Here is a 25,002-nt window from a genome sequence, read left to right as displayed (position 1 = left end):
CCGCACCCGACCTGCGCGGGCAACGGTCGCCGGGCGTCGGCCTGCGCCCGGGGCCGGACACGCCGGACCCCGGGCGGGCCTGCGCCCCGGCTAGTGCTGGTGCCCGGCGTGGTCGTGCTCGTCCTCGTCGAGGAACGGGTGCTCGTCGAGCCGACCCACCAGCCGGTCGTCGGCGGCCGGGGTGAACGGGCCCACCGGATCGTCGTCGTCGAACGACTCCAGGTCGACAGGGGTGCCGACCTCGCTGACCATCACCACGCCGTCCAGCGGCTCCAGCTCCGGCACGTCCAGGGCGCTCAGCGAACCGTCGCCGCTCTGCAACAGCTCCAGCACCGCCTCGCCGACCCCCTCGACCGGCGCCGGCTCGTCCCCCTCCGGCGTACCCTCCCGACGGGCCACCTCGGCGACCCGCAGCAGCGCCGAGACGCTGGGCACCCGGTAGTCGCGGCGCTGCCGCACCGAGATCACCTGGGGGTGCGGGTCGGTGGCCTCGGCGCCCTCGGCGGCACCGCCGAACCGTTCGTCCGCCTCGTCCGGGTCGATCGACTCGACGTCCCAGGGGGTGACCTCGCCGAACGCGTCGAGCAGCTGCTCGTCGTAGGCGAAGGAGGCGTTGTTCAACGCCACGTACGCCTGCCACACGTCGTCGTCGTCGATCCGCCCCTGGGCGGCACGGACGGCCGTCAGGTGGGCGCGGGCCGCGTCGATCACGCGCTCCAGGGCGGCGTCCAGCTCACCGTGCTGGTCGGTCATGAGGAGGTCCCTTCGACAAATGGGGTGGGTGCGGCACCGGTACTGCTCAGCAGTTGCGGAGGAACCGGTCGAGCACCCGCACGCCGAACTGTAGTCCGTCCACCGGTACCCGCTCGTCGATGCCGTGGAACAACGCCGAGAAGTTGAGGTCCGCCGGCAGCCGCAGCGGGGCGAAGCCGAAGCAGCGGATGCCGAGCTGGGCGAAGGCCTTGGCGTCGGTGCCGCCGGAGAGCATGTAGGGCACCGGACGGGCCCCCGGGTCCTCGGCCCGCAGCGCCGCCGACATCGCCTCGACCAGGTCGCCCTCGAAGGTGGTCTCCAGGGCCGGCTGGCGCTGGATGTACTCGATCTCGATGTCCGGGCCGACCAGCTCGCGCAGTTGCCGCTCCAGCATCTCCGACTGGCCGGGCAGGCTGCGGCAGTCGATGGTGGCGGTGGCGCGGCCGGGGATGACGTTGTCCTTGTAACCGGCGGCCAGCCGGGTCGGGTTGGCGGTGCTGCGGATGGTCGCGCCGATGATGTTGGCGATCGGGCCGAGCTTGGCGATCGCGGTCTCCGGGTCGTCCGGGTCCAGCTCGACGCCGAGCACGTCGGAGAGCTCCGCCAGGAAGGCCCGTACGGTCGGGGTGACGGTGATCGGGAAGCGGTGCCGGCCGATCCGGGCGACCGCCTCGGCCAGCGCGGTGACCGCGTTGTCGTCGTGGATGAACGAGCCGTGCCCGGGGCGACCCTTGGCGTGCAGCCGCAGCCAGTCCAGGCCCTTCTCGGCGGTCTCGATCAGATAGAGCCGCTGGGCGTCGCTGATCGAGTAGGAGAAGCCGCCGACCTCGCCGATCGCCTCGGTGCAGCCGTCGAAGAGGCCCCGGTGGCGTTGGACGAGGAAGTGCGCGCCGTAGTCGCTGCCCGCCTCCTCGTCGGCGGTGTAGGCCAGCACGATGTCCCGGGGTGGGCGGACGCCGGTGCGCTGCCAGTGCCGCACCACCGCCAGCACCATCGCGTCGAAGTCCTTCATGTCGATCGCGCCCCGGCCCCACAGGTAGCCGTCGCGGATCTCCCCGGAGAACGGGTGCACCGACCACTCGTCGGCGTCGGCGGGCACCACGTCCAGGTGACCGTGCACCAGCAGGGCGTCGCGCCCCGGGTCCACACCGGGGATACGGGCGACCACGTTGGCCCGGCCCGGCGCCGACTCGTGGATCTCGGCGGCCACGCCGACCTCGGCGAGTTTCTCCGCGACGTACTCGGCGGCCCGGCGTTCACCCGCGCTGGTGGCGTTGTCACCGGTGTTGGTGGTGTCGATGCGCAGCAGGTCACGGCAGAGGTCGACGACCTCGGCGGTGGGGTCGGGCGGGGCGGAGGCGGCGTCGCTCGTCATCGCCTCTTTCTACCAGTCACCGGCCCCGCTGCCGACGGCCCGGCCGGTCCCCACTGCTGACCACCCGGCCGACCTGCCGTCGACCCCGGCCGGGACCGCCCGCCACGGCCGTCCCGGGTTTGCCGACCATCGGGTACGGGTAGTGCCGCTGGCGTCCCCGTTCCGCCCGTCGCACCCGGCCGGCGACCCGCGCCGGCCCCCGTCGAGGAGGGCGTCATGTCCGCCGTTCCCCTGCCCCCGCTGCCGCCGGCCGCCAACGACGCCTACCGTCCCGGCGGGCGGAGCATGGCCGACCTCGCCGACACCGAACACCGGCACCTGCTCGACCTGGTCGACCAGGTCACCGACCCGAGCCTGCCGGTCGCGCGGCGGCGGGAGGTGCTCCACGTGCTCACCGCGATGGTGTCGCGGCACCTGTCGGCCGAGGAGCAGTACCTGCTGCCCGCCGCCCGCGCCGCGCTGCCCGCCGCCGCCGACCGGGTGGACCGGGAGTTGGAGGCGGACGCGGCGCTGCTCACCGCGTTGAAGGCCCTCGGCGGCCCGAACGATCCGACGCTTGCCGACGTCGCGGCCCGGATCCGCCGGCACGTCAGCACTGTCGCCGACCTGATCACCCCGCTGCGCGAGGTGGCCACCGACGCGGAGCTGATCCGACTGGGCAACCGGTGGGAGATCGCCGAGGAGGCGGCCCCGACCCGACCGCACCCGGGCACCCCGGCCACCCCGCCGTGGAACCGGATCGTCGAACCGGCCGTCGGAGTGGTGGACAAGCTGCGGGACGCGGTGACCGGACGCCGTACCCAACTGAGCGACCTCACCCGCCGATCCGGACGGTGATCGATCGGCCCCGATCCGTCAGGTCTGTCGGCCCGGTTGCGTCCAGGGCCTTCCGTCTATCGACGTGTGGCCATACCGTCACCATATGAATCTGGAGCTGCGTCACCTGCGGGTGGTCTGCGCGATCGCCGAGACGGGCAGCGTGACGAAGGCCGCGTCCACCCTCGGCCTGGCCCAGCCGGCCCTGACCGCCCAGCTTCAGCGCATCGAGCGGACGCTGGGCGGTCCGCTGTTCGAACGGGATCGTCGGGGAGCCCGGCCGACCGCCCTGGGTGAGTTGGTGCTGTCCCGGGCCCGGGTCCTGCTGCCGGCGATGAAGGGTCTGCAGGACGAGGCGGCCCGGCTGGCCGGGGCCGAGGACGCCCTGGGCCGGTACCGCTTCGGCGGGGTGAACAGCCCGATCCTGGGCCGGCTGGTGCACCGGCTCGCCGCCGAGCAGCCACACGCGCAGATCACCACCTACGCGTCGTGGTCCGCCGACGAGCTGGGCGCCCTGGTCGCCGGTGGCCGGCTCGACTTCGCACTGACCGGCATCTGCGGCGACGCCACCCCGCCGGCGGAGTTCGGCCTGTCCTGGCGGGAGGTGGCGGTCGACCCGGTGCTGGTGCTGTTGCCTGCCGGTCACCCGATGGCCGACCACGACGAGGTCGGCCTGGCCGAGCTGCGGCACGAGCAGTGGGTGGCCGCGCCCGGCGACGGCTGCTTCGGCGACTGCTTCGCCGCCGCGTGCGCCCGCGCCGGGTTCACCCCCCGCAAGGTGTACGAGACCGACGTCCGCGGCTGCATGGATCTGGTCGACGCCGGCGAGGCGGTGGCGTTGTGCCAGGCCACCTTCCGCCCGGTCGCCGGCCTGGTGACCCGCCGGCTGGCCGGCACCCCGCTGCGGTGGCGGCTGCTGCTCGGCTGGCACCCCGAGTCCCCGGCGGACCGGGTCGCCGAGGCGGTGCTGGAGGACGCGGTGGCCGCGTACACCGGTTCGCTTGCCGCGCACCCCGAATACCTGGCCTGGTTGCTGCGGCATCCCGAGTTCGGGGCCCGGGACACCGGTGCGTCCCGACCGGCCGGGCGGGTGCGAACGGCGTGACGACGGGTATCAGCCCTGCATGACCGATCTCTATCCGGCCGCCGACCAGCGGGAACTGCTGCGCCGGGCGGCCGCCGCGCACGCCGCCGCCGCCCGGGACGTCGAGACGTTCCTGCGTCGCCTGCCCGAGGTGCCCGACCCGGCCGACATCACCGAGTACGCGACGCTGCTCACCCGGGAGGAGCAGACCCGCGCCGACCGGCAGGACGCCGCCGATGCCGCCGGCCTGCACCTGCCCAGCCTCGGGTCCGGGTAGCCCCACCGACGACCGGGCACACCGGGCACCCGGGACACCGTCCCGGGTGCCCCCGCCATGGCTGACCAGCATCCGAACCGGGCCAGCATCCGAACCGGATCAGCGAGCGACGGTCCGGGTCAGCGTTCGACGAGGACGTCGTGGCCCAGGTCGAGCAGGGCGTGCCGCCACTCGTCGTCGGCGTTGCCGGCGCCGGGTTTCTCCTCCACCAGGGCCCGGATCCGGTCGACCGCGGCCCGCATCACCTCGACGTCGGCCGGGGTGAGGTCGACCTTGCGCTTGCGCAGGACGGCCAGGATCTGCCGGCCGGGCTCGGGCAGGTCGAGGTCCGGGCCGGGGCCGAACGCCTCCTCCCCCGACCCCCGGGTCAGCAGCCACTGCCGCAGCTGCTCGGAGGGGACGTTCACCTCGGCGTGGAAGTCCTCCCAGAGCACCTCGACCTCGGGGTCGAGTCGCTGTTCGCGTGCCATCACGCCTCCTCTTCCGGTGGCCCGGGCGGTGCCGGGTCCCCGTCGTCGGTCCACTGGTCCAGGCCCTCCGGTGGCACCTGGACCCGGCCCGGGTTCGCCGTCGGAGGCGCCGGGATCGGTGCGGTCCGCTCGGCGTCGTCCCCGGTCTCCTCGGGTTCGGTCATCTCCGCCCTCCGGTCATCGGGGATGCGAGGTGCTGGCGGCGGTGTGGTCGCGGTCGCCGGCGGACACGTCGAAGGTGAGGTGTCCGTCCCGCGCGTCGACGGTGACCTTCTGCCCCGGTGAGAGCCGGTTCTCCAGCAGCATCCGGGAGAGCCGGTTGTCGACCTCCCGCTGGATCACCCGGCGCAGCGGGCGGGCCCCGAACTCCGGTTGGTAGCCGTGCTCGGCCAGCCAGTCGGTGCCGGCCGGGGCGAAGTCGACCTGGATGTCCTGGGCGTGCAGCCGGCGGCGGGTCTCCTCCAGCAGCAGGCCGGTGATCTGGCGCAGCTGCTCGGCCTCCAGCCGCTGGAAGATGATCGTCTCGTCGATCCGGTTGAGGAACTCCGGGCGGAAGTTCTCCTGGAGCCGGCGCATCAACCGCTCCCGCAGCTCGTCGGCCTCCTGCTGGTCGCCCTGCGCGCCGACGCCGAACCCGACGGTACGCTGAGCGCCGGTGATCAGCTCCGAGCCCAGGTTGCTCGTCATGATCAGTACGGTGTTCCTGAAGTTGACAGTCCGGCCCTGGCTGTCGGTGAGCCGGCCGTCGTCGAGCACCTGGAGCAGGATGTTGAACACGTCCGGGTGGGCCTTCTCGATCTCGTCGAGCAGCACCACCGCGTACGGGCGGCGACGGACCGCCTCGGTGAGCTGGCCGGCCTCCTCGTAGCCGACGTAACCGGGGGGCGCACCGACCAGCCGGGCCACGGTGTGCCGCTCCTGGAACTCGCTCATGTCGACCCGGACCATCCGGTCCACCTCGCCGAAGAGCGCCTCGGCCAGCGCGCGGGCCAGCTCGGTCTTGCCGACACCGGTCGGGCCGAGGAAGAGGAAGCTGCCCATCGGCCGGTTCGGGTCGGCCAGCCCGGTGCGGGACCGGCGGACCGCCTCGGCGATGGCGGCGACCGCGTCGTCCTGGCCGATCACCTTCTGGTGCAGGTGCCCCTCCAGCCGCAGCAGCCGGTCCCGCTCCTCCTCGGTGAGCTGGCTGATCGGGATGCCGGTGGACCGGGAGACCACCTCGGCGATCTCCTTCGTGCCGACCGAGGGGACCTGGCTGTCCCCGCCGTCGCCCCGGGCCCGGCCGATCTGCGCCTCCACTTCGGCGAGCCGGTCACGCAGCGCGGACGCCTTCTCGTACTGTTCGTCGGCGACCGCCTGTTCCTTGTCCCGGCGGACGTCCTCCAGTTGCTGTTCCAGCTCCCGGACGTCCGAGGCGGGGGTCCGGGTCCGCAGCCGTACCCGGGCACCGGACTGGTCGATCAGGTCGATCGCCTTGTCCGGCAGGAACCGGTCGGTGACGTACCGGTCGGAGAGTTCGGCGGCGGCGACGAGCGCCTCGTCGGTGAACCGGACCTGGTGGTGTGCCTCGTACCGGTCCCGCAGCCCGCGCAGGATGGCCACGGTGTCCTCGACGTCGGGCTCGGGCACCAGCACCGGCTGGAACCGGCGGGCCAGGGCGGCGTCCTTCTCGATGCTGCGCCGGTACTCGTCCAACGTGGTCGCCCCGATCACCCGCAGTTCGCCACGGGCCAGCGCCGGCTTGAGCATGTTGGACGCGTCCATGCCACCCTCACTGCCCGCGCCGCCCGCGCCGACCAGGGTGTGGATCTCGTCCAGAAAGATGATCAGCTCGTCCCGGTGGGCCCGGATCTCGTCGATCACCTTCTTGAGGCGTTCCTCGAAGTCGCCCCGGTAGCGGGTGCCGGCGACCAGGCCGGCCAGGTCGAGCTGGACGACCCGCTTGCCGAGCAGGGTCTGCGGCACGTCACCGTCGCAGATCCGTTCGGCCAGACCCTCCACGATGGCGGTCTTGCCGACGCCGGCCTCACCGATGAGCACCGGGTTGTTCTTGGTCCGCCGGGACAGGATCTCGACCGCCTGCTCGATCTGGTCGGCGCGGCCGATCACCGGGTCGATCTGGTCGTTGGCCGCCAGATCGGTGAGGTCCTGGCCGTACTGGTCGAGGGTGGGGGTGCCCCGGTCGGGTTTCGGGCCGGCCATCGGGCCACGTTCGGCCCCGGCCGCCTGGAGCGACTCGGGCTGGATCCGGCCGGCGGCGAGCATCCGGCCGGCCGGCGACTCGGGGTTGAGCGGCAGGGCCATCAGGATGTGCTCGGGTCCGATGTAGTTCGCCCCCATCGCCCGGGACAACTGGTGGGCGTCGAGTAACGCCCGCTTGGCCGCCGGGGTGAGCGACAGGTTCGGCGGCACCTCGCCGCGCGGGGCGCCGTCGCCGCGTCCGCCGAGCGCGTTGACCAGGGCGTCCGGGTCGGCACCGGCCCGGCGGACCAGGTCCCGCAGCGGGTCACGCTGCAACGCCGCCCAGAGCAGGTGGTCGGTGTCCAGGTCGGTGCTGTGCTTCTGGGCGGCCCGGCGGGCGGCGTCGGCCAGCATCTCCCGGGCGTCGGCGGTCATCAGCCGGGTGATGTCGACCCGGTGCGCCGGGCGGCGTCCACCCTCGCCCCGGCCGAAGTACCGGGCCAGGAACTCGTCCCACGGGTCGGAGCCGAAGTCACCGGGTCCCATCATGGCTGTCCTCCGCTCCTTGGGCCCGGCAGGGTCGCCGAGGGCGACACGCAGGCGCGACACGATCGCCGGTGGCTACCCGACGGTCGCCCCGACAAACGCCCTGAGGTGGCAGGGTGGGGGCATGGACATCCACCCGCTGCTGATCGTCGACGGTGCCAACGTGGTCGGTTCCCGACCGGACGGCTGGTGGCACGACCGGGCCGGCGCGGCGGCCCGGCTACGGGACCGGCTGGTCCCGGTGGCCGCCGCCGGCGTACCCCCGGAGTTGCCCGCGCCCGTCGAGGTGGTGCTGGTGGTGGAGGGCGCGGCCCGGGACGTGCCGGGAGTCGCCGGGGTACGCACCGTCGCCGCACCCGGCTCGGGCGACGACACCATCGTCGACCTGGTACGCGACGCGCCGGACCGGCGTCGGCTGGTGGTGACGGCCGACCGGGAGCTGCGCGGGCGGGTGGGCGAACTGGGCGCCGAGGTGTACGGCCCCCGCTGGCTGCCCTCCTGACCGCGGGCGGTCGGCTCCCCGGCCCGGCCGGGATCAGGCTCCGGCGGGCCCGCCGGAAGTCCCGTCGACGGGACCAGGCGTCTTTCCGGCGAGACCAGTCCGGCGACTTCGCGCACGTCAGGGCGGTAACCGGACAACCGGGCGGCAACACTGCCAGGGCGGATGTTCTCTCCCCCGGCGGTATACGTTGTAATGGAGATCTCCCCGCCCCCAGGAGGTCACCGTGGCGAGCGTCGCCGAACTGAAGGCCGCGATCGACATCGCCCTTCAACAGATCGGTGACGGGCAGACAGCCGTGCAGGCCGCCGGGGAGAAGCTCTCCGAGGCGCAGCAGACCCTCGCCGGGGCGTTGGAGGGCAGCGGGCACGAGACCGTCGAGGCGGCCCAGGCGTCGCTCACCCAGGCCGGCCAGGAGCTGGAGGAATGTCTCGCCGCGACGCTCGTCGCGGTGGAACAGGCGCAGCTCTACGTGTCGTCGCTGTAGCGGGTCGTCGTGTCCATCGTCGAGGACGTCGGAGCGCAGGTACGGGCCGCCGCCGAGGAGTTCCCCCTCGCCCAGCTCGCCCTGGCGCTTGAGAAGTTCGGCCAGGCCACCGAGCGGCTGCGCTGGGTCCGCCAGGAATCGGCAAACCCGATGGGGGTGCCGGAGCTCGCCGCCGCCACCGAGCACGCCGAATCGGCCGGGCATGCCCTGCGGGTCGCCCAGGAACAGCTCACCGGCTATCTGGCCGCGATCGGGCTGGCCCCCGACGGCCCGCCCCCGCCCCGGGCCACCGGCCCCGCCCCCCGGCACGACGGGCCACGCGGCGACGCCGACCCACCACCGGCCGCCCCGCCACCGGCCACCGAGGAGGACCCCACGGTCAAGCGCTGGTGGGCGGTGCGGGTGGCCGAGTTGACCGGCGGCCGGGAGGGTTCACCGGAGCAGCCGGACGAACGGGTCGCCGACTCCCGGGAACTGCTGCGTCGGGTGGTCACCGGCATCCGTTCCGGCGACCGGGACCGGTTGCACCGGGAGCTGCGGGCCGCGCACGCCGACGTCGGCCTCGGTCTGGCCGCGATCGCCCCGCCGCTGCTGCGGGACCTCGCCGGGGAACTGCTCGGGCATCCGCCCCGCGCCGACGACCTGCCCCGGCTGCGCCGGGAACTGGACGGCCGGGTCCGCGACCTGCTGCCCGGCCTGCCGCCGCCGGTGCTGGAGACCCTGCTCACCCGGGTCTGCCGGATGCCCCCGCCGCGCCGGGACGAGGGCGGGGGCGAGCAGCCCCACGCCGCCGATCCCGCCGTCACCGCGGGCGTGCTGACCGGCGTGCTGTTGGACCGGCTGGGCCGGGACCTGCCCCGCGAGGAACGCGCCCCGCAGCGACAGCCGACGCCGGAGCCGGCACCGGAACCCGACCGGTCCCCGCCACGGCCGCCCGCCGAGCATCACACCGACTCACGCCCACCGCGTCGGCCCGAACCGGCCCCGCGCCGCCGCCCCGAGCCGAGCCCACCGCCCCGGGCCGAGCCCACCGCTGCCCGCCGGACGGGTCCGTGGTCGGACGGTAGGCCCCATGGCTGACCTGCGTACCCAGTTGGCGGCGCGGGTGCGGGGGATGCTCTCCGAGGCGCTCGGCGTCACCCGTGGCCGGCTCGCCACGGCCGAGTGGGAGCTGACCGCCGCCCGGGACCGGCTGACCCGGGTCCGGCGGGCCGCCGCGACGGTGCCCGAGCGGGTGGGCGCCGAACGCGACCGACGGCTGGCCGACATCGACAGGCGACATGCCGCGCGGCTCGCCGAACTGGCCCACCGGGCGACCGAGGCCGCCCGTCGGGAGGCCCCCGGCGCGGCCTCCGCGCCCTGGTCGGGGTGGCAGGTCACCCCGGCCGGACGGGGCGAGAGCCCCGGGCCGCTGCGCGTCGGCGCCCTACGGATCCCCGGCGCGGAACCGGTCCCGGCGCTGGTGCCCCTGCTCGACGCCGGTCACGTGCAGCTGCACGGTGACGACCGGGAGGGCGCCGACGCGGTGGTGTCGGCGCTGCTGCTGCGCGGCGTCGGCCGGGCCGACCCGGGCGCGGTACGGCTCTACGGCTACGACCCCGAACATCTCGGCGGCGGGCTGGCCGGCTTCGCTCCGCTCGGCACCGCCGGGCTGCTCACCTTCGTCGGGCCGGGTGGCCTGGCCCGGCTCCTCGACGACCTGGTGGAGCAGATCCGCCGGATCAACGAGACGGTGCTGGCCGGCGAGTACGGCTCGCTGCGCGCCCTGGCCGTGGCGACCGGCCGGCGACCCGAACCGTGGCGGGTGGCGGTGCTGCTCGGCGGGGACGAGCTGTCCCGACACGAGCGCGGCCAGCTCGACCGGGTGGTCCGCACCGGCGCGGCCTGCGGGGTGCACCTGGTGGTACGCGGCATCGACCTGCCCGACGACCCGAGCCTCACCCGGATCCGCACCGGGCCGGGCGAGGCCCGCATCGGCGCACCACCCGGCCCACCCGTACGCCTCGACCCGCCCCCACCGGCCACCCTGGTCACCGAGACCTGCCGGGAGGTCGCCGCCCGGGTCAACGCCGGCCCGCCGCCGACGCCCTTCACCGACCTGCTCCCCCCGCCGGAGCAGATGTGGAAGGACGACTCGGCGCACGGGCTGACCGCGCCCATCGGCGAGGGACCGCACGGCCGTCCGGTGCTGCTGACCCTCGGCGACTATCCTCCGCACGCGCTGATCGGCGGACCGTCCGGCACCGGCAAGACCAACCTCATCTTCGCCTGGATCGGTGCGCTGGCCGCCCGCTACTCCCCCGCCGAGCTGGAGTTCTATCTGCTCGACTTCAAGGAGGGCGTGTCCTTCGCCCGGTTCGCGCAGGGCCGCCGCGACCCGAGCTGGCTGCCGCACATGCGGTTGGTCGGGATCAACGTGAACACCGACCGGGAGTTCGGCCTGGCCCTGCTGCGGTTCCTCGCCGAGGAGCTGCGCCGCCGGGCCGACGCGGCCAAGAAGCACGAGGTGACCAAGCTGGCCGAGCTGCGGGCGGTGGACCCGACCGGGCACTGGCCCCGGATCGTCGCGGTGGTCGACGAGTTCCAGGCGCTGCTCGCCGGCCGGGACGTGGTGGCCCGGGAGGCCGCCGACCTGCTGGAGGACCTGGCCCGGCGGGGCCGCTCGCAGGGCATCCACCTGGTGCTCGCCTCGCAGGACGTCCGGGGCATCGAGGCGCTGTGGGGACGGCCCGCCCTGGTCGCCCAGTTCACCCTGAGGATCGCGCTGCCCAAGGCGCTGCGCATCCTCGCCGAGCGCAACGACGCCGCGCAGGCGCTGCCCCGACACCACGCGGTGGTCAACGCCGAGTCGGGCATGACCGAGGGCAACCAGGTGGCCAGGATCCCGTCGGCCAGCGACTGGGAGACCTGGAGCGATCTGCAGCACCGGCTGTGGCGGATGCGCCCGGCCGACGCCGCCCCGGCCCGGCTCTTCGACGGTGACGCCATCCCCCGCCTCGCCGAGGCCCCCGACTTCCGGGCCCTCACCCCACCGCAGAACGACCTCGGGCCGCGCGGCCCGGTCGCCGTCCTCGGGGAGATCATCGACGTGCAGTCCCGGTCGGCGGCGCTGCGGCTGCCCCGGGCGCCCGGCCGCAACCTCGCGGTCCTCGGCACCCGGGTCGACGAGGCGTGCGCGGTGCTCGACGCCGCCGCCCGCTCGCTGGCCCGGCAGCACCGCCCCGGCAGCGCCCGGTTCTCCATCGCCTGCCTCGACCCGGACGCCGACCCGGCGGCCCGCGCCCTCTACGAGGACCTCGCCGACGACGCCGCCTGGTACGACGAGGAGACCGTCGCCGAGCTGATGGCCGAGACGGCGACCACGCTGACCCGACCGGGCACCCCGAGCACCCCGCACTACCTGCTGTTGTTCGCCGTCGACGCGGCGGCCGGGGCGTTGGCGACCGGCTCGCCCGGATCGACCGGCCTGGACCGGCTGCGCCGGATCCTGCACGACGGGCCGGAACGGCGTACCCACGTGTTGGCCTGGTGGCGCGGGGTGGCCCGGATGCGGGCGGACCTTGGTGGGCCGGCGGCCCGGACCGACCAGATCGGCGCCTGGGTGGCCCTGGACGTGCAGGGCGGCGAGCTGGGCTCGGCGCTCTACCCGGGCTCCGGCGGGCCGGACTGGTACCCGCGTCCGTGGCGCGGGCTCTTCTTCGACCGGGCGGTGCACCGCACCGGACAGGTGATCATCCCCTATGGTCCGTCCCGATGAACGAACCGGTCGCCAGTGACACCTACGCCGCCCACGTCCGCCGGCTCGCCGAGCTGACCGGTCGGGTGGCCGCCCAGCGGGCCGAGGCGCAGGCCTGGCACGACCAGCAGTGCACCGCCGCCGAACGGGCCGTGCACCAGGCCGTCGCCCAACTTCACGACGCCGAGCAGGAGGTGACCGACGCCCGGTCGCTGCTGGAACGGGTCGACGCCGAGGTGGGTCACCTCTGGGCCGAGCTGCGTTCCCGGCTCGGCACCCGCCGACTCGGTGACCCGCCGGGACCGGCCCGGGACGTCACAGGCGACCCGGTGCCGCTGCTGCACGGGGTACGCGAGCTGCTGGACCGCACCGGTCAGCGCGGTGAGCTGCCGGGGTCGGTGAACCCGCTGCTCGCCCTCTGCGGGGTGGCCGGGGCGGTCGTCGCGTACGCCCTCGGGGCCGCCGCCCGCGCGGTCGGCCAGCGGCACGGCGGCGACCTGGCGGTGGGAATGCCGGTGCTGGCGCTGGTGGTGACGCTGCTCGGCCCGGTGGCCGGGCTGGCGCCGGCGAAGCGGCTGGCGGATCGGCGGCACGCGTTGCTCGGTCCCCGCCCGCTGGCGATCGTCCTGGTCGCCGGGCTTCTTACCACGGTGCTGCTGCTGGTGTCGGCCCGCTGAGCGCGCGCGGGCGCTCAGGCCGGGACGGCGACCGCCTCGCGCAGCAGGCGGCGGGCCAGCACCAGCCGGTCGGTGTCGTCGTCGAGACCGGGCAGGTCGCCCACCCGCAGGCCGGTGGAGCCGAGCAGGGCGCGCAGCGCCGGGGCGCACTGCGCGGGCAGGGTGATGGTGCGGTCGGCCAACCGCAGCGCCACCCGGTCGGCGGCGGCGGTGAGCTGCCAGCGCAGCCCGTCCCGGGAGGCGATCCGGCTGTCGGCGGTGAGGTCGGCGAGCGCGGCGGCCTGGGCGAGCGGGCGGATCGGGGCCGGGCGGGCCGCCGACCAGACCCGGTCACGCAGCCGGGCGGCGACCGCGACCGGGTCGGCCCGGAGCAGCCAGTCGCGCAGCGCCTCCACCGTCTCGGTCAGCTCCGGCTCGATGGCGTCGGGGTCGGCGACGTCGGTGCCGAAGGGCAACCCGGCCCGCAGCCGGGGATCCTCGGCGGCCAGCGCCAGCAGCTCCTCGACCAGGGCGTACCGGGTCAGCGCGCGGATGCCGACGGTCAGGTGCAGCGAGCGGGACTCCTGCGCCTGGGCGCTGTGCAGCCAGCCACGCGGCAGGTAGAGAGCATCGCCGGGGTCGAGGACCACGTCGAGTGCGGGCGGCCCGTCGGCGGTGGCGGACACCTCGTCGGCCCGGCCACCCCAGGGCTGCTTCTCCAGCGGGTCGGCGAGCACCGGCGGGTGGATCCGCCAGTGCTTGCGACCGTCGACCTGGAGCACGAAGACGTCGTGGGTGTCGTAGTGGGTGGCGAAGCCCTGACTGCCAGGCGGGGTGAGGTAGGCGTTGACCTGCAACGGTTGCGTCAGCGCGGTGCCCAGGTCACGGGCGAAGTCGATCAGGGCGGGCCAGAGCCGGTGCAGCCCCTGGAGCACCAGGGTCGCGCCGCCGGCGTACAGCTCCAGGATGCGCTCGTCGCGGACCTGGTCGCCGATCTCCGCGCCCGCCCCGCCGCCGCCGGTGAACCGGGCCGTCGGCACCAGCTGGCCGTCCTTCGCCACCCGCAGGAACGGGGTACGCAGACCACGCCGGCTGAGCAGTTCGTCGGCGTCGTCGGGGCTCAGTAGGTCGACGAAGCCGTCGGCGTTGGGCAGCTCGGCGGCCCGCGACAGCAGCGGCGCGCGGCCCCAGTGGGCGGCGGCGAACTTGGCCGGCTCGACGCTGACGCAACGGGCCAGCGCCCGGGTCGGGGCCGACGGGACCGCCGGGCGGCGGTGGCCGCCCGGCGGGTCGATGGTCGTCACGGTGTCGGTCAGCGGGCGCTGCCGTCGGCGCCACCGTCGTGCTGACCCGGGGTCGCGCCGCCGTCGGCCGGACCCTCGGCACCGCCGTCGGCGCCACCGTCGTGCTGACCGGGCGTGGCCCCGCCGTCGGCCGGACCCTCCGCACCGCCGTCAGCGCCACCGTCGTGCTGACCGGGCGTGGCCCCGCCGTCGGCCGGACCCTCCGCACCGCCGTCGGCACCACCGTCGTGCTGCCCCGGGGTCGCGCCACCGTCGGCCGGTCCCTCGAGGCCGCCGCCGCTGGTGGTCTGGATGTCGTCGTCGTTCAGTGCCATGGGTGCTCCCTCGGGTGTGCCGCCCCGCCGCGGGGCGGGGTCTGTCAGGCGGGTGGTACCCCCCATACGATCTTCTCTAACCACACCGTATCCGGCCCGCCCGAGGTGCGGGAACGGATCGTCGGGTCTGAGGCCGGGAGGTCCCGCCCGCCCGGGTCAGGGAATCAGTTGTTGCAGGTCCCGGGGCATGCCGGACTTCACGTCCTGCCACTCGCCCTGGGTGACGTGCCGACGCAGGGTGTCCAGCACCACCTGCGCCACCCGTTCCGGGCCGCCCTCGACGTCGTACGGGAAGCCCTGCCGGATCTCGTAGAGGAAGTCGTCCCGGTTCAACTTGACCGGCACGTTCTCCGGCTGCCAACCGTCGAAGTAGATCCCCCGGACCAGCACCGGCAACTGGGCGGCGAACTCCGCGCACTCCTGCACGGTCATCCGGTCACGCAGCAGGTGCAGCACCGTGCGCAACGCCGCGTACGACTGGTTACGTCGCGCCCGGGGCCAGCCGTACGCCTGCTCGATGTCCTTGAGGATCAGGTTGGTCTTGTCCACGGAAGACTCGAATGCCGACATCAGTTGCTCCGCCATGAGGTCACCCCCCGGCCTTCGGATCGCCGGTCCATCGCCGGTCCTCGGCGCGTCGGGGCGGCCCCGACGGGCCCCGCTCCTGTCGGGCCGGACTGCCTGTCCGGCCGGTCCGCTCCGGTCGGCGGGTGTCCCCACCCGTACCGACGACGTGCAGCACCGCGCCCCGTCGTGGATCCGCCACCACCCGTACCGCCATCTCGGTCACCTCCGTGCCCGATGTGTCCCGGCCGCGTGCACGGCCAGGCTGTGTCCCGGCCGGATGACCCGGCCGGCACCACCCATGCTGCGCGTCGTCAGGATGAGCCGCCCTCACCCTGACGGGGTGAGACATGGCCGGCCCTTGAGAGGTGACCGTCCGACCTGACCGGACCGTGCGACCTGACCTGACCTGACCGGACCGGAACGGCCCGGCCACGATCCACCCACTTGGGAAGAAGTGGCGGCGACGATCGGCCACCGCTCAGGCGGCCCGCCGCTCCCGGTTCTGCTTGCAGCTCACGCAGGCGGTGGCCGCCGGGAAGATCTCCAGCCGTTCCACCGGGATCGGCGCCGTGCAGCGCTCGCAGAAACCGTAGCTGCCCTCGTCCAACCGGGTCAGGGCGTGCTCGAACTGGGCCCGGCGGTCGAGGATGGTGCGCAGCAGGGACTGGGCGGTGTCGCGCTCGGCGGTCTTGGTGCCGCTGTCGGCCTGGTCGTCGCCGGCGGTGTCGCCGACCTCCACCAGCCGCAGCACCTGGCTCTGCGCGACGGCCTGCTCGTACTCCGCGGACAGCTCGGCGTAGCGGGCCCGCAGGGCAGTCCGGATCTGGTCGGCCTCCGCCGCGGTGCGGTCGGTGCCGAGGGTGTCGTGGACGAGCATCGCTGCCTGCCTTTCCTGGGCCTGGCGCGCGGGTGGGCATGCCCCGGACGCGGACGGCACGGCGAGATCATCCGTGCCCTGTGAGCCGGGCGAGTACCCACAGTTGCGGCCCGGCAAACCGCCGGATTCTCCGGCCTCGACGCCGACCAGACGGCCGGGCTCAGCCGTCGGTGTCGTCCCGCTGCACCAGTGCCGGGTGGCGCGGGTCGTCGACCCGGACCACCACGTCGGCGAAGGACGCCGGGACGACCTCGTCCGCGTACCGGGCGAAGGCCGGCAGGGTCCACCGGTGGGCCGGATCGGTGCGTCGGGCCAGCGCCGCCGGTGAGAGGGCCAGGTGCACGGTGAGGTCGAAGGGCAGCCCGCCACCGAGCAGCAACGCCCCGCTGACCAACAGCACCGTGCCCGGCGACAGCTCCTGGTAGGCCGCCCGGCTGGCCCGGTCCGCCCCGGCGTCCCAGAGCGAGGGGAGCACCCGCCCGGTGCCGCCGGGGCCGGCCGGGTCGAGCGCCTCCCGGCGCAGGCCGGCCTCGTCCGTCCAGCCCTCGTAGTAGGCGTCGGGGTTGGTCCGGCCGAATTCGTAGCGCACGGAGGCGGGCCGGAGGAAGTCCCCGGCGCGCAGGTGCAGCGCCGGGCGACCGCGGGCGCGCAGCGGGTCGATCAGCGCGTCGGCGAGCCGGTCGGGGGCGGCGGCGGGTGGGCCGTCGACGGCGACCCGCAGGTGGGCGGGCGGAGCGGACCCGTCGGGGGTGGGAACGGACCCGACCGCGAGGAGCCGTTCGGTCAGCTCGGCGACGAGCCGGTCGGGCGAGATCGGGCGGACGCGCATCCGACCATGGTGCCCCGCGGGCCGGCAGCCGACCCGGGCGGCCTGCTCGACGGGCGGTCGAACGCGCCTTCGGGCGAGGGTTTCAGCCGGTGCGGTCCACAGTGACCCGGGCGTCGTCGGCGAGCCGGTAGCCCACCCCGTAGACCGTGGTCACCAGCGGGACGTCGACGCCGACCTTGCCACGCAGCCGACGTACGTGCACGTCGACCGTGCGCACCCCGGCGTGCTCGTAGCCCCACACCGCGTTGAGTAGTTGCAGCCGGGTGAACACCCGCCGGGGGTGGGCCACCAGGTGCAGCAGCAGGTCGAACTCCAGCCGGGTCAGCGGCAGCGGCTCGCCGTCGCGCAGCACCGAACGGGAGGAGGCCAGGATGTGCAGCATCGGGATGGTGGCCGCGAGGGTGCGGCCCGGGGACCGCCCGGCCGGGGGCTGGTCGGCTCGCCGTTCGGCGGGGACACCTGTGGTGGCGACGGTGCCCTCCCCACGTTCCAGCATCTCCCGGGCCGCCTCCAACAGCCGGCGGGCCGGCGGGGTGAGCGACTCCTCGCTGGCCAGCGGGATGGACAGGGTCACGGTGAGCACGGGGGCGGCGGTGGCGGTGGCGGGGCGGCGCTGGCCGCCGGGGGGTCGACCGGGGACCGAGGGTTGGGACGTATGCCATCCGGCGCGCGACGATGCGGGGCTGACCGACATGGTCCTCCTTGGGCTGGTCCGGGTATCTCCCACGGCCCGGGACGCCGCTGCATCGATGCTTCCCGGCCCCTGGACGAGGGTCAAGGGGCGACCGCGTTGCATGAATGTGACAATTGACGAACAGTTCGCAGCCGATCCCTCGCTCTGCGTACGAGCCAGATGATTACAGCAGAAGCGCCGCACCGCCCCGGTACGGGGGTGCCCGCCCGTCGCACCACGGCCGACACGACGCGACGCACCCGGTCGGACGAGCCGGGTGCGTCGCGCGATGGTGCCGTGGTCAACGGAAGCGGTCGACCCGCACCCTCGCCTCGTCGGCGAGCCGGTAGCCCACCCCGTACACGGTGGTCACCAGGGGGGCCTCCGCGCCGAGCTTGGCGCGCAGCCGGCGGACGTGCACGTCCACCGTGCGGACGACGGCATGTTCGTACCCCCAGACGCTGGCGAGCAGTTGGAGCCGGGTGAAGACCCGGTGCGGATGCTCGGCGAGGAAGAGCAGCAGGTCGAACTCGATGCGGGTGAGCGGGATCTCCCGGTCACCCTGGCGCACCACCCGGGTGCCGACGAGGATCCGCAGGGTCTCCGGATGGTCCGTGGCCGGTGTCGGCTCCCCGCCGGTCGGCGTCGGGCGCGGGGTCGGCAACGACGACAACAGGCGCGGCGCGGTCGGCTCGCTCAGCCGGACCACCCCCTCCCCCGTCTCGGCCAGTTCGCCGAGCAGGTCGACCAGGCGGGCCAGCCTGGGCGTCAGCGGCCCGGCGGTCAGGTCGAGGGTGATGGTCAGCGACGGCGTGGACCGGGGCCGGCCCGGCGCCACCCGGTCGGGGCGGCCCGGCGGATGCGGACGCGCGGTGAGGGCGACGAGGGACATGGGAGCCTCCTGTGTGGCGGTGCGTCCGCCACGCCCGGTGGGGCGCGACGGTCAGTGCGGCGTCCGGCCGGCGGTCACCGGCGGCGCGAGGGACGGGGAACGGTGCGACGGCGTCGGACCCAGGGTCGGCAGGCCGGCGATCCGCCAGGCGACGAAGCCGCCCACCACGTCGGTGGCCCGGTGCAGGCCGAGGTCCTGCAACGCGGCGGCGGCCAGCGACGAGGTGTAGCCCTCCTGGCAGATCACCAGCACCGGCAGGTCGTACCCGACCGCCTGGGGCAGCCGGGCCGGGCAGCGCGGGTCGAGCCGCCACTCCAGCACGTTGCGTTCGATCACCAGAGCGCCCGGTACGGTGCCGTGGGCGGCACGCTGGGCGGCCGGCCGGATGTCGACGATCAACGCCCCGCCCCGGTGGGCCAGGTGCGCCTGCTCGGGGTCGAGCCGACGCAGTCGGGTGCGGGCCTCGGCGAGGATCTCGTCGATGCCGCGCGAGCCCGGTGGTGGGGCCGGACAGCTCTCGGTACGGGTGGGGTGCTGCGGCATCGTCGCGGTCCTTCCATGGGCGAGCCGACGGGCGAGGAAACGGGAACGGCCGGTGTCACCAGGAGACACCGGCCAGGGCCACCTCGGCGACCTCGAGCCGGCCGTCGACGAGGTGGTAACGGGTCATGTGGCGCAGTGCGGGTCGGTAGACGTGCACGCTGACCGCCGGTTGGTCCCCCCGGTTGGTCACCTCGTGCACGTGTCGAGGGCCGAACCGGCGACTCGCCCCGGCGGTGAGGCGGTGTGGGCGTAGCCGCCCACCGGAGACCGTCCGCTCGATCAGCTCCCCGGCGACGACCAGGAAGGCACCTGAGGAGCCGCCGTGGTCGTGCAGGTCGGTGCCCTGGCCGGGCAGCCAGCTCAACGCCCAGACCTCGTACTCGCCGGTCGAGGCGAGCCGGGCGTACCAACGCTCGGTGGGGTCGAAGCGCAGTGGCACCGCCCAGGTGGCCGGATCGGCGTACCGGCCGGCGACGGCGAGCAGGTCGGTGGCGAGGATGCTGGTCATGGCTACTCCCGTGTGATGCGTCCGAAGACACTCTAGACGGTAAAGCCTATAGGTTTAGTAGGTAATACCGGATACTGGGACGCGGAATGCGCCAGCGCCGTGCCACGCGATCCCTCCACCGGCGTGATGTCCCTGCCCTCTTCGGTCGGTGCCACCCCGCCCGTGCCCGGACCTCTAGGCTGGACCGGTGACCGAGGAGTTCGACGCCGAGACACTGGCCTTCGCCCACCGGATGTTCGACCTGGCCCGGACGGGTGAGGCAGCGGAACTCGGCGGCCACGTCGATGCCGGGTTGCCGGTGAACATGACCAACGACAAGGGCGACACGCTGCTCATCCTGGCCGCGTACCACACCCACCCGGAGACCGTCGCGGCGCTGCTGGCCCGGGGCGCGGACCACACGCGGGTCAACGACCGGGGGCAGACCGCGCTCGCCGCGGCGGTGTTCCGACGCCACGCCGAGACGGTACGGGCGCTGCTCGACGCCGGAGCCGACCCGGACCACGGCACCCCGTCGGCGGTGGAGACGGCCCGCTTCTTCGACCTGCCGGAGATGCTCACCCTGCTCGCCACCCGCTGACCCGCCACTCCGGGACCCCTCACCGAGCAGCCGGCGAGGGCCGGTCAGGCCGACCCGGACGCGTCCCTCGTCGTCGGTCTGACCGCCTCGATCAGGAAGCGTCGGGAATGGGCGACGAACACGCCCTCGGCCCGGATCCGGGTGTGCAGCCGTTCGAGCTGTGGGCGGTACCGGTCCACGTCGAAGTCCGGCACGGTCCAGACCACCTTGCGCAGGAACCAGACCACCGCGCCGATGTCGTGGAACACCGCCCGCAGGGTGGCCCGTTCCAGGCGTACCACGTCGAGGCCGGCGGCCCGGGCGGCGGCGACCGCCTGGGCGGTGTGCCGGGTGGCCGGCGGCGGCAGCGGCCCCAGTACCGCCTCGCTCAGCTCCCGCATGGTGCCCGCGCCGATCTGCTGGGACAGGTAGCACCCACCGGGCCGCAGTACCCGGGCGACCTCCGCCCACCCGGTGTCCACCGGATGCCGGCTGGTCACCAGGTCGAAGGCGGCGTCGCGGAACGGCAGGCGGGAGCCGGGGCCGACCTGGACCACCCGGCCACCCACCCGGCGCAGCGTCCGCCGGGCGACCCCGACGTTCGGGGGCCACGCCTCGGTGGCGACCAGCAGCGCAGGCGGCTGCGGCACCTCGGCGAGCACCTCGCCGCCGCCGGTGTCGATGTCCAACGCCGCGCCCGCCGTCGCCATCCGGTCGGCCACCTGGCGGGCGTATCCCCACGGCGGACGTTCCTCGGTCGCCCGCCCGTCCAGCCAGCCGAAACCCCAGCCGTCCACGGGAGCGGCAGTCGCCTCGGCGATCAACTCGGCAGCACTGCGTTCGGCCATCCGCCCACCCTGCGGCAGCGGCCCGCGACCGGCAACCCGATAACCCGCGCGCGACGATCCACCCCGGATCGCCGCAGAGCGGTTCCCCTCGGCGGGTGAAACGCTCTGCGGGCCCACGGGCGGCTCCCCGAGGGTGACGACGAGGGGTCGGACAAAGACCCAGGGGTTCGGGCGGAGGCTCAGGGGGTGGCGCGGAGGCTCAGGGGGTGGGGCGGAGGATCTCCACCGTGGAACCGGCCGGCACGCCGTCGAGGGTGTCGAAGCCGACGGGCTCCCGCCGGCCGGACTCGAACTGGCGCATCAGCCGGGCGCCCAGCCCGACGCCGACCCCACCGACCGCCAGGGCGACCAACTCGGTCGCCAGCAGCATCCCGGTTGCGCCGCGCTGCGGGGCGTCCGCCCGGATCAGGCAGGCCAGCAGGAAGAGCGCCGCCATGCCCGCGTTGACCATGTTGAAGGTGACCATGGTGCGGCGGTGCGGGCCCGGCCGTACGTCCCAGAGGTCGATCATGCCGGCCACTGCGGCGAGCCCGGCGGCCACCAGTGCGGCGATCGCCGTCCAGTAGCCGACCTCACCGAGGAAGGCCGGGCCGCCCGCCACGTCGGCCAGATCGAAGACGGTGGCGCTGACGAAGAGTCCGAACGGGAACGTCACAAGCATCGGTTGGATGGGATGCCCCTGCACCCTCAGGCGGCTCTCCATCGGTTCCTCCCCAGGCTCGGCTCAGCTCACCGGTCCAGGGTGCTACCCGGGGGCCGGTGCGACGAAACGATCGGGCCGGGATTCGCGGGGCCGGGGAGAAACGACACCGAAAGGTGAGGGCCGTCCGGCCGGTCAGGATTCGCGGGGACGGGAGACGGTGGTGACCAACCGTTCCGCCACCTCCCGCAACGGGATGTCCAGTGAGGACGCGGCGCTGCGCAGCACGTCGAGGGCCTCCGGCGCCGGACATCCCCGCTGCGTCATGATCACTCCGACGGCCTGACCGACCACGTTCTCGCCGAGCAGCGCACCATCGCGCTCACCGGCCAGCTCGGCCCGCCTGGCCCGGTCCCGGACGGCAGCCAGCAGCAGCCCGGCGTGCTCGGCGAGGAGCATCGCGGTGAGCTGGTGCCGGGTGCCGAGCGTTCCGGCCCGGTCGGCGTACAAGTTGATCGAGCCGACCGCCTGCTCGTCGACGTCCACCGGGGCCGAGATCACCCCTCGTACGCCGAGCCCACGGGCCCGGTCGGTCCAGGCCGACCAACGTTCCTCGGTGGTGAGATCCGCCGCGATGATCATCTCGCGCCGGCTGATCGCGCTCATCGCGGGCGATTCGGCCCCGTGCCCCAGGTCGTCCAGCTCGGCCAGCCGGGGGTCGGAGGCGGCCACCCCGGCGGGCTCCCCGGCCCGCAGTGCGGTGAAACCGCACCAGACCACCCCCGGTACGGCATCCCCGGTGACCCGGACCAGCTCGGTCAGTGCCTCGTCGAAGTCGTCGACCGCGATCAGCGCAGCGGTCAACTCCCGCAACAGGGCGGCCGTCTCCAGTACCCCGAGCGTGTCGATCGTCAGCTCCCGCATGCCCAGTCTCACCGCACCACAGGCTCCGTAGCGCACCTGCTGCCCGTCACCGGCGTCGTCGCCTGTGTCATCGTCGTGATCTCTCCCCGAATCGTGAGCCCCGGGCTATTACCCTCGCAAAACCGCATCCAAACCGCGTAAAGGAACCCCTCCGGGCCGGACCGACCCGGAGGGGTTCCGGTGACGCTCAGCGGGCTGCGGCGAGCCGGCGGCCGACCGAGGCGATCAGCCGGTCCAGCTCCGAGCCGAACGGGTTGTCGTGCACCAGGTACGTCCAGGTGGCACTGGGCCGGACCAGCTTGGCGGCGTCCGGCTCCCAGTCCTCGTCGAACTCGGTCTCCTCGAAGGTGGCCAGGGTGCGCGTCTCGATCTCCGGGATGAGGTTGGTGAACGCCGGCACCGCTGCCCGATGGAACTCGTCCAGCGGGTCGAGCCGGCCCAGCGCCCGCAGGTGTACGCCCTCGCGCACCTCGGAGAGCTCGGCCAGGTGCTCCGCCCAGAGCCGGTCGGTGTGGTAGAGCGCGATCGACCGGGCCACCCGGGCGAGCAGGTCCTCGTCCATCTCACCGGCCTTGTCCGGCATCCGGTCGAGCAGCATCAGCGCGGCCACGTCGGAGGTCAGCAGCCGCTCCCGGCGCTCGGCCAGGGCGATCCGCTGCTGCTCGATCACCACGCTGTAACGCCAGGTGTTGCGGTGGATCTCGTGGTTGACGCCCTCGGCGACCCGCTGGGCGTGCTCCACCGCGTAGTCGACCTGCTCGTCGGTGACCAGGCCGTCGGCGTTCATCCGGGGCGAGGCCGGGATGGTGTCGCCGGCGTGCCGGACGACGAGGTCGTCCTCCAGGCTGACGAAGAAGACCGAGCCGCCCGGGTCACCCTGCCGGCCGGCCCGGCCGCGCAGCTGGTCGTCGACCCGGCGGCTGTCGTGCCGGCCGCTGCCGATGACGTAGAGCCCGCCCAGTTCGGCCACCCGCTCCTGGTCGACCTGCCCGCTGCCGCCGAGCCGGATGTCCACGCCCCGACCGGCCATCTGGGTGGAGACGGTCACCGCGCCGTACGCGCCGGCCTCGGCGATGATCGCCGCTTCCTCGTCGTCGTTCTTGGCGTTGAGCACCACGCACGGCACCCCGGCGGCGTGCAGGCCGGCGGCGAGCCCCTCGGACTCCTTCACGTCGAGCGTGCCGACAAGCACCGGGCGGCCCGCCTCGTGGCAGCGCCGGATCTCGTCGACCAGCGCCTCCTCCTTCTCGGCCCGGGTCGCGTAGATCCGGTCCGGCTCGTCCTCCCGGACGCAGGGGGTGTTCGGCGGGATCACCGCCACCTCGAGGTCGAAGAACTCCCGGAGCTGGTCACCGACCAGCACCGCGGTCGCCGTCATGCCGCACAGCTTGGGATAGAGGCCGATGTACGCCTGCACGGCGATGGTGCCCAGCACCTCACCCTCGGCGGTGGCGTCCAGGCCCTCCTTGGCCTCCACGGCGGCCTGGAGACCGTCCGGCCAGCGACGGCGCTGGGCCACCCGGCCGCGCATCTCGTCGATCAGCTCCACCGAGCCGTCCCGCACGATGTAGTCGACGTCGCGGTGCAGCAGGGAGTGCGCGTGCAGCGCCACGTTGACCGCGGAGAGCTGCCCGACGTGCTCGGTGTCGTACAGGTCGATGTCGCCCAGCTTGGCCTCGACGGCGGCCAGACCCTCGGTGGTGAAGGCGACGCTGCGGCCGTCCTCGGCGACCGTGTAGTGCTTCCCCTTGCGCAGGCCACGCACCAGCGCGGCGGCGGCGTGCACCGGATCCTGCTCGCCGGTGACGGAACCGGCAAGCACCATCGGCACCCGGGCCTCGTCGATCAGGATCGAGTCGGCCTCGTCGACCACGGCGGTGGCCAGCGGCGGCTGCACCCGGTCGGCGAGGTCGGTGACGAGCTGGTCGCGGAGGAAGTCGAAGCCGGCCTCGCTGACCGAGACGTAGGTGACGTCGCAGCCGTACGCCGTCCGGCGCTCGGCCGGGGTGGACGCCTCGTTGACCCAGCCCACGGTCAGCCCGAGCAGCCGGTAGACAGGCGTCATCCACTCGGCGTCCCGGCGGGCCAGGTAGTCGTTGACGGTGAGCACGTGCACCGGGCCGTTGCCCAGCCGGACGTGCCCGTAGGCGGCGATGGTGGCGGTCAGCGTCTTGCCCTCACCGGTGGCCATCTCGGCGACCTTGCCCGACAGCAGCGCCATCGCGCCGAGCAGCTGCACGTCGTACGGCCGCTGGTCGAGGCCGCGTCGGGCGGCCTCGCGGCCGACGGCGCAGATCTCGGCGTACTCCGTGGCGGCACCGGCGGCCTCGGTCAGCGCGGCGTCGTCCAGCGCCGACAGCTCGTCCTCGCGCGCGGCGATCCGCGGTAGCAGCTTCTCCAGCGGAGCCAGGTCGACCGTCGTCCCCGGGCGCTGGAGGAACCGCCGGAACCTGCTCTTCAACCGTTGCGACACACCCATGAGCCGCAACGGTACGCGAACCAACCCGAAAAAAGCTGCCCGGTCCGCGCGTGGCGATCCCGGTGTCCTGTTCCCGGCCCATCCGGGCAGGTCAACGGGGGGTGCCGGCGACACACCGGAAGCTGGCAGGCAGGCGGCCGACCAGGGCCCAGCCTGACGGTCGTC

The 25,002-nt window shown here is 74.1% G+C and carries 27 protein-coding genes; 9 read left to right on the top strand and 18 right to left on the bottom strand.

Translation table 11 applies throughout. The annotated features are described in order from the left end of the window. Positions 1-90: 90 nt before the first annotated feature. Together OHQ87_RS07635 and OHQ87_RS07630 are read right to left on the bottom strand one after the other, a co-directional pair. Complete coding sequence (locus OHQ87_RS07635; RefSeq protein ID WP_328346292.1) at positions 91-753, bottom strand: hypothetical protein; 663 nt, start codon at positions 751-753, stop codon at positions 91-93. 46 nt (positions 754-799) lie between these two features. Further along, positions 800-2,128, bottom strand: a complete 1,329-nt coding sequence (locus OHQ87_RS07630; RefSeq protein WP_328346290.1) for a M20/M25/M40 family metallo-hydrolase — start codon at positions 2,126-2,128, stop codon at positions 800-802. Between the two features lie 216 nt (positions 2,129-2,344). On the opposite strand from OHQ87_RS07630, the gene OHQ87_RS07625 reads away from it, so the two are divergent. From OHQ87_RS07625 to OHQ87_RS07615, 3 genes are all read left to right on the top strand, one after another. After that, positions 2,345-2,965, top strand: coding sequence for a hemerythrin domain-containing protein (locus OHQ87_RS07625; protein WP_328346288.1), 621 nt, complete (start codon positions 2,345-2,347; stop codon positions 2,963-2,965). A gap of 85 nt (positions 2,966-3,050) precedes the next feature. Then, on the top strand, positions 3,051-4,049 hold the full coding sequence (locus OHQ87_RS07620) for a LysR family transcriptional regulator (protein ID WP_328346286.1): 999 nt from the start codon (positions 3,051-3,053) through the stop codon (positions 4,047-4,049). 19 nt (positions 4,050-4,068) lie between these two features. After that, the gene (locus OHQ87_RS07615) at positions 4,069-4,305 is read left to right on the top strand and encodes a hypothetical protein (protein ID WP_328346284.1); all 237 of its coding nucleotides are present in this window, start codon (positions 4,069-4,071) and stop codon (positions 4,303-4,305) included. Positions 4,306-4,424: 119 nt separating this feature from the next. Here OHQ87_RS07615 and OHQ87_RS07610 read toward each other — a convergent pair whose 3' ends face one another. Genes OHQ87_RS07610 through OHQ87_RS07600 form a run of 3 tightly spaced genes read right to left on the bottom strand, consistent with a single transcriptional unit; the run spans position 4,425 to position 7,505 of the window. Beyond that, on the bottom strand, positions 4,425-4,775 hold the full coding sequence (locus OHQ87_RS07610; protein WP_328346282.1) for a DUF3140 domain-containing protein: 351 nt from the start codon (positions 4,773-4,775) through the stop codon (positions 4,425-4,427). Beyond that, complete coding sequence (locus tag OHQ87_RS07605) at positions 4,775-4,939, bottom strand: hypothetical protein (RefSeq protein WP_328346280.1); 165 nt, start codon at positions 4,937-4,939, stop codon at positions 4,775-4,777. Before OHQ87_RS07605 ends, OHQ87_RS07610 begins: the two co-directional genes overlap by 1 nt. Before the next feature lie 13 nt (positions 4,940-4,952). Then, on the bottom strand, positions 4,953-7,505 hold the full coding sequence (locus tag OHQ87_RS07600) for an ATP-dependent Clp protease ATP-binding subunit (RefSeq protein WP_328346278.1): 2,553 nt from the start codon (positions 7,503-7,505) through the stop codon (positions 4,953-4,955). Between the two features lie 121 nt (positions 7,506-7,626). On the opposite strand from OHQ87_RS07600, the gene OHQ87_RS07595 reads away from it, so the two are divergent. From OHQ87_RS07595 to OHQ87_RS07575, 5 genes are all read left to right on the top strand, one after another. After that, positions 7,627-8,004, top strand: a complete 378-nt coding sequence (locus tag OHQ87_RS07595; RefSeq protein ID WP_328346276.1) for a hypothetical protein — start codon at positions 7,627-7,629, stop codon at positions 8,002-8,004. Between the two features lie 223 nt (positions 8,005-8,227). After that, positions 8,228-8,488, top strand: a complete 261-nt coding sequence (locus OHQ87_RS07590) for a hypothetical protein (protein WP_067305468.1) — start codon at positions 8,228-8,230, stop codon at positions 8,486-8,488. Positions 8,489-8,497: 9 nt separating this feature from the next. Continuing rightward, entirely contained in the window at positions 8,498-9,568 is a 1,071-nt protein-coding gene (locus OHQ87_RS07585) for a hypothetical protein (RefSeq protein WP_328346271.1), read from the top strand. Then, a complete protein-coding gene (locus OHQ87_RS07580; RefSeq protein ID WP_328346269.1) occupies positions 9,561-12,245 on the top strand; it encodes an FtsK/SpoIIIE domain-containing protein in 2,685 nt (894 codons plus the stop codon). Before OHQ87_RS07585 ends, OHQ87_RS07580 begins: the two co-directional genes overlap by 8 nt. After that, the gene (locus OHQ87_RS07575; RefSeq protein WP_328346267.1) at positions 12,242-12,901 is read left to right on the top strand and encodes a hypothetical protein; all 660 of its coding nucleotides are present in this window, start codon (positions 12,242-12,244) and stop codon (positions 12,899-12,901) included. The genes OHQ87_RS07580 and OHQ87_RS07575 overlap by 4 nt, the downstream gene beginning before the upstream one ends. 14 nt (positions 12,902-12,915) lie before the next feature. On the opposite strand, the gene OHQ87_RS07570 is transcribed toward OHQ87_RS07575, so the two are convergent. From OHQ87_RS07570 to OHQ87_RS07530, 9 genes are all read right to left on the bottom strand, one after another. Further along, positions 12,916-14,184, bottom strand: coding sequence for a cupin domain-containing protein (locus OHQ87_RS07570; RefSeq protein ID WP_328346265.1), 1,269 nt, complete (start codon positions 14,182-14,184; stop codon positions 12,916-12,918). Between the two features lie 8 nt (positions 14,185-14,192). Next, positions 14,193-14,498, bottom strand: coding sequence for a hypothetical protein (locus OHQ87_RS07565; protein WP_091239370.1), 306 nt, complete (start codon positions 14,496-14,498; stop codon positions 14,193-14,195). A 156-nt stretch (positions 14,499-14,654) separates the two neighbouring features. Further along, complete coding sequence (locus tag OHQ87_RS07560; RefSeq protein WP_328346260.1) at positions 14,655-15,083, bottom strand: DUF2267 domain-containing protein; 429 nt, start codon at positions 15,081-15,083, stop codon at positions 14,655-14,657. A 460-nt stretch (positions 15,084-15,543) separates the two neighbouring features. Continuing rightward, complete coding sequence (locus OHQ87_RS07555; protein WP_328346258.1) at positions 15,544-15,942, bottom strand: TraR/DksA family transcriptional regulator; 399 nt, start codon at positions 15,940-15,942, stop codon at positions 15,544-15,546. A 160-nt stretch (positions 15,943-16,102) separates the two neighbouring features. After that, complete coding sequence (locus OHQ87_RS07550) at positions 16,103-16,771, bottom strand: uridine kinase (protein ID WP_328346256.1); 669 nt, start codon at positions 16,769-16,771, stop codon at positions 16,103-16,105. Positions 16,772-16,853: 82 nt separating this feature from the next. Then, positions 16,854-17,465 (bottom strand): winged helix-turn-helix domain-containing protein, encoded by a 612-nt coding sequence (locus OHQ87_RS07545; protein WP_328346254.1) that lies wholly within the window; start codon positions 17,463-17,465, stop codon positions 16,854-16,856. A 280-nt stretch (positions 17,466-17,745) separates the two neighbouring features. After that, the gene (locus OHQ87_RS07540) at positions 17,746-18,336 is read right to left on the bottom strand and encodes a winged helix-turn-helix domain-containing protein (protein ID WP_328346252.1); all 591 of its coding nucleotides are present in this window, start codon (positions 18,334-18,336) and stop codon (positions 17,746-17,748) included. Positions 18,337-18,387: 51 nt separating this feature from the next. Then, the gene (locus tag OHQ87_RS07535) at positions 18,388-18,879 is read right to left on the bottom strand and encodes a rhodanese-like domain-containing protein (protein WP_328346251.1); all 492 of its coding nucleotides are present in this window, start codon (positions 18,877-18,879) and stop codon (positions 18,388-18,390) included. 55 nt (positions 18,880-18,934) lie between these two features. Beyond that, complete coding sequence (locus OHQ87_RS07530) at positions 18,935-19,387, bottom strand: cysteine dioxygenase (protein WP_328346249.1); 453 nt, start codon at positions 19,385-19,387, stop codon at positions 18,935-18,937. Positions 19,388-19,619: 232 nt separating this feature from the next. On the opposite strand from OHQ87_RS07530, the gene OHQ87_RS07525 reads away from it, so the two are divergent. Beyond that, complete coding sequence (locus tag OHQ87_RS07525) at positions 19,620-19,967, top strand: ankyrin repeat domain-containing protein (RefSeq protein ID WP_442930802.1); 348 nt, start codon at positions 19,620-19,622, stop codon at positions 19,965-19,967. A 44-nt stretch (positions 19,968-20,011) separates the two neighbouring features. Here OHQ87_RS07525 and OHQ87_RS07520 read toward each other — a convergent pair whose 3' ends face one another. From OHQ87_RS07520 to secA2, 4 genes are all read right to left on the bottom strand, one after another. Then, the gene (locus OHQ87_RS07520; RefSeq protein ID WP_328346245.1) at positions 20,012-20,794 is read right to left on the bottom strand and encodes a class I SAM-dependent methyltransferase; all 783 of its coding nucleotides are present in this window, start codon (positions 20,792-20,794) and stop codon (positions 20,012-20,014) included. 199 nt (positions 20,795-20,993) lie between these two features. Continuing rightward, positions 20,994-21,497 (bottom strand): DUF2231 domain-containing protein, encoded by a 504-nt coding sequence (locus OHQ87_RS07515; RefSeq protein WP_328346243.1) that lies wholly within the window; start codon positions 21,495-21,497, stop codon positions 20,994-20,996. A gap of 132 nt (positions 21,498-21,629) precedes the next feature. Beyond that, on the bottom strand, positions 21,630-22,370 hold the full coding sequence (locus tag OHQ87_RS07510) for an ANTAR domain-containing protein (protein ID WP_442930706.1): 741 nt from the start codon (positions 22,368-22,370) through the stop codon (positions 21,630-21,632). 175 nt (positions 22,371-22,545) lie between these two features. Continuing rightward, positions 22,546-24,837: an accessory Sec system translocase SecA2 gene (gene secA2 / locus OHQ87_RS07505; RefSeq protein WP_328346241.1), complete on the bottom strand. Its 2,292-nt coding sequence runs from the start codon at positions 24,835-24,837 to the stop codon at positions 22,546-22,548. Positions 24,838-25,002: the final 165 nt, after the last annotated feature.

It is taken from the genome of Micromonospora sp. NBC_00421 (genome assembly GCF_036017915.1).
GTDB lineage: Bacteria > Actinomycetota > Actinomycetes > Mycobacteriales > Micromonosporaceae > Micromonospora.
The sequence above is the reverse complement of the archived record's forward strand: the minus strand, read 5'-3'. Positions and strand labels throughout refer to the sequence as shown.